At 39.7% G+C, this 2,652-nt stretch carries 2 protein-coding genes; one reads left to right on the top strand and one right to left on the bottom strand.

What is annotated here, in order from left to right:
* Positions 1 to 103: 103 nt before the first annotated feature.
* Positions 104 to 1,417: a M20 metallopeptidase family protein gene (locus B2R65_RS14885; RefSeq protein ID WP_096042161.1), complete on the bottom strand. Its 1,314-nt coding sequence runs from the start codon at positions 1,415 to 1,417 to the stop codon at positions 104 to 106.
* A 94-nt stretch (positions 1,418 to 1,511) separates the two neighbouring features.
* Here B2R65_RS14885 and B2R65_RS14880 point away from each other — a divergent pair, with 94 nt between their 5' ends.
* The gene (locus tag B2R65_RS14880) at positions 1,512 to 2,369 is read left to right on the top strand and encodes a tetratricopeptide repeat protein (protein ID WP_024031324.1); all 858 of its coding nucleotides are present in this window, start codon (positions 1,512 to 1,514) and stop codon (positions 2,367 to 2,369) included.
* The last annotated feature ends 283 nt before the right edge of the window (positions 2,370 to 2,652 follow it).

Here is a 2,652-nt window from a genome sequence, read left to right as displayed (position 1 = left end):
CCTAAAAAGCGCTTTGCTAAGGGTGGTAAAAAAGCAGCATTTAAAAAATCAAATTATAAAAAGAGCTCAGCAACCACTTAATCGCTGAGCTCTCAAATACGGCTTATTTTTTATTAAATAATGCGACTACAGCGTTACTCATGGCTTTTATACCGGTCGGTAATGCTACTTTATAATCTGGCGCAAATTTACTTGAGTGTAATGAGGGAAGTGTTCGGTTACTTTTCATCGCATTTGTATATTGCTGCTGGTTTACTCCACCTAACCAAAATAACGTAATAGGAATGTTTTCATCAGTTCTACCGTACAGTCCAAAATCTTCACCAGCCATAACCGCTTTTGTCTCAAGTACATTAGTTTCGCCAATTGCATCAGCAATAGCACTTCTAACAATATTAGTTTGCTGAGGGTTATTGTAAGTAGATGGAATAGATTCATCTTCATGAACGTGAACAACAGGGTAGTGTGACTCAGTAAGGCCAGCACTTTGAGCAATACCCGCTGTAATACGTTTTATAGCAGCTATTTGCGCCGTACGTACCTCTGGGTTGTAGCTTCTAAGCGTAAGCTGTAGTTTTACTTCATCGGAAATCACATTATGCTTTGAGCCACCATGAATAGATCCCACAGTCACAACAGAAGGCTCAAGTGGAGAAAGCTCGCGGCTTGTGATTGTTTGTAATGCTAATACCGTACGCGCCGCAATAACAACAGGGTCTACGGTTGTGTGCGGGTAGGCGCCGTGTCCGCCTTTACCTTTTATAGTTATATCTACCGAATCAACACTTGCCATGGTGTATTCATTTTTCATTGATACCTTACCCGCAGGCACGCTGGCACTAACATGCAGCGCAATAACATGATCAGGCTTAGCATATTTACTAAATAAGCCTTCACTTAACATGGCTTTTGCTCCACCGCCAACTTCTTCTGCAGGTTGCGCAACCATCATTAACGTTCCTTGCCACTTATTTTTATGGGCAATAAGTTGCTCAGCAGTACCAATAAACGAGCTCATATGTATATCGTGGCCACAGCCATGCATTACACCTACTTTATTCCCATGCTCGTTGGTCACTTGTACTTTAGATGCATAAGCTTTACCGGTTTGCTCTGTGATTGGTAGGCCATCAGTATCAGTACGAATCATTATTGTAGGGCCGGTGCCATTTTTATAAATCCCTACCACACCATAGCCGCCCACATTATCTGTTACGTCAAACCCAAGTTTTGTTAATTGCGCTGCTATTTTTTGGCCAGTTTCTTGTTCGTGATATGAAAGCTCTGGAGATTGGTGTAAGTCGAGGTAAAACTTTTCAATAGCTGGCATACTCTTAGTTAAATCTAAGTTTAGTGACTTAGCGTAAGTAAGTGGGCTTGCTATCATTAATGCTGCAGCTAGATAGGTGATTTTCATGTTTTCCCTCATTATTTGAAAGTATTTAATACTTGTATTTATTATGTTCGTCTCCATATAAAAACCTAAATAAATGAATATGGCAATTAATTCAATGAGCAACATAGTTAGTATCAACGCACAAAACCTTCAGCAAGTACTCGGTGAAACATCACAACAAAAGTTGGTGCTGCTTAACTTCCACTCCCCACAAAGCCCTGAGTGTATTAGCCAAATCGGTATATTAGAAAATTTAGCTACGCAATATAAAGACCATATTGTAGTGGCTAATCTTGATTGTGACGCAGAACAAGCACTCGCCTCGCAATTAGCGCAGCAGGTTGGCTTGCAAACATTACCTACACTTGTATTGTTAAAAGATTCAGCTCCAGTAGATTTATTAGCGGGTGCACAAACAGACGCGCAAATTCGCGAAGCCCTGAGTAAGCATTTACCAGCGCAACAGGACCTACTTCTTGAACAAGCAAAACAAGCATTATTAAAGTCGGACCTAAATGCTGCATTTAATTACGCAAAGCAAGCGTATGAAATAGACAGTGCAAACGCACGTATAAAGCTTGTATTAGCCGATATATGCATTCAAATACACAAGTTAGATGATGCGCAAGCACTCATTGATACCATTGACGCCCAAGAGCAAGATGCTTATTTTCATAATATAAAAGCTAAATGCGAAGCGGCGCTAGAAGCTACCGACTCGCCAGAGATAAAAGAAAAGCAATCTCAAGTAGAAAAGTACCCAAATGACTTAGACCTGAAAATAGAGCTAAGCCAATTGCTAAATGATGCAGGACGAAAAGAAGAAGCACTCGAAACACTGTTCAGCGTACTTAAAAAGGATCTTAACTTTAATGACGCTAAAGCAAGCTTTTTAGCAATTATCGCTTCTCTACCAGATGGAGATGCACTTGCAGCAAAATACAGAAGAAAGCTTTATAGTATTTTGTATTAATACGCGCAGTTAATAAATTAACTTAAAAGCACCTTATAGTGCTTTTTGCGTTTTATACATCGTTATATTTAAAACAAATTGGCCTTTGTGTATAGGTTTAGTTTGTTTTTTGTACTGCTTTTGGCTCTTTAGAGTGAAAAATGCACGAAAGAGCTTTTATTTATAGTTTTTATTAAAAAACGCTTGCGTAAAAATCCGTTCTCCCTATAATGCGACCCCACTGAGACGGCAGAGCGCAACGCATAGCGAGGCACGAGCTACTTAGTGAGTCGAGTAAAACTTA

It is taken from the genome of Pseudoalteromonas sp. UBA2102, from assembly GCF_002331165.1.
Classification (GTDB): domain Bacteria; phylum Pseudomonadota; class Gammaproteobacteria; order Enterobacterales; family Alteromonadaceae; genus Pseudoalteromonas; species Pseudoalteromonas atlantica.
This window is presented reverse-complemented; position numbering and strand designations above follow the sequence as displayed.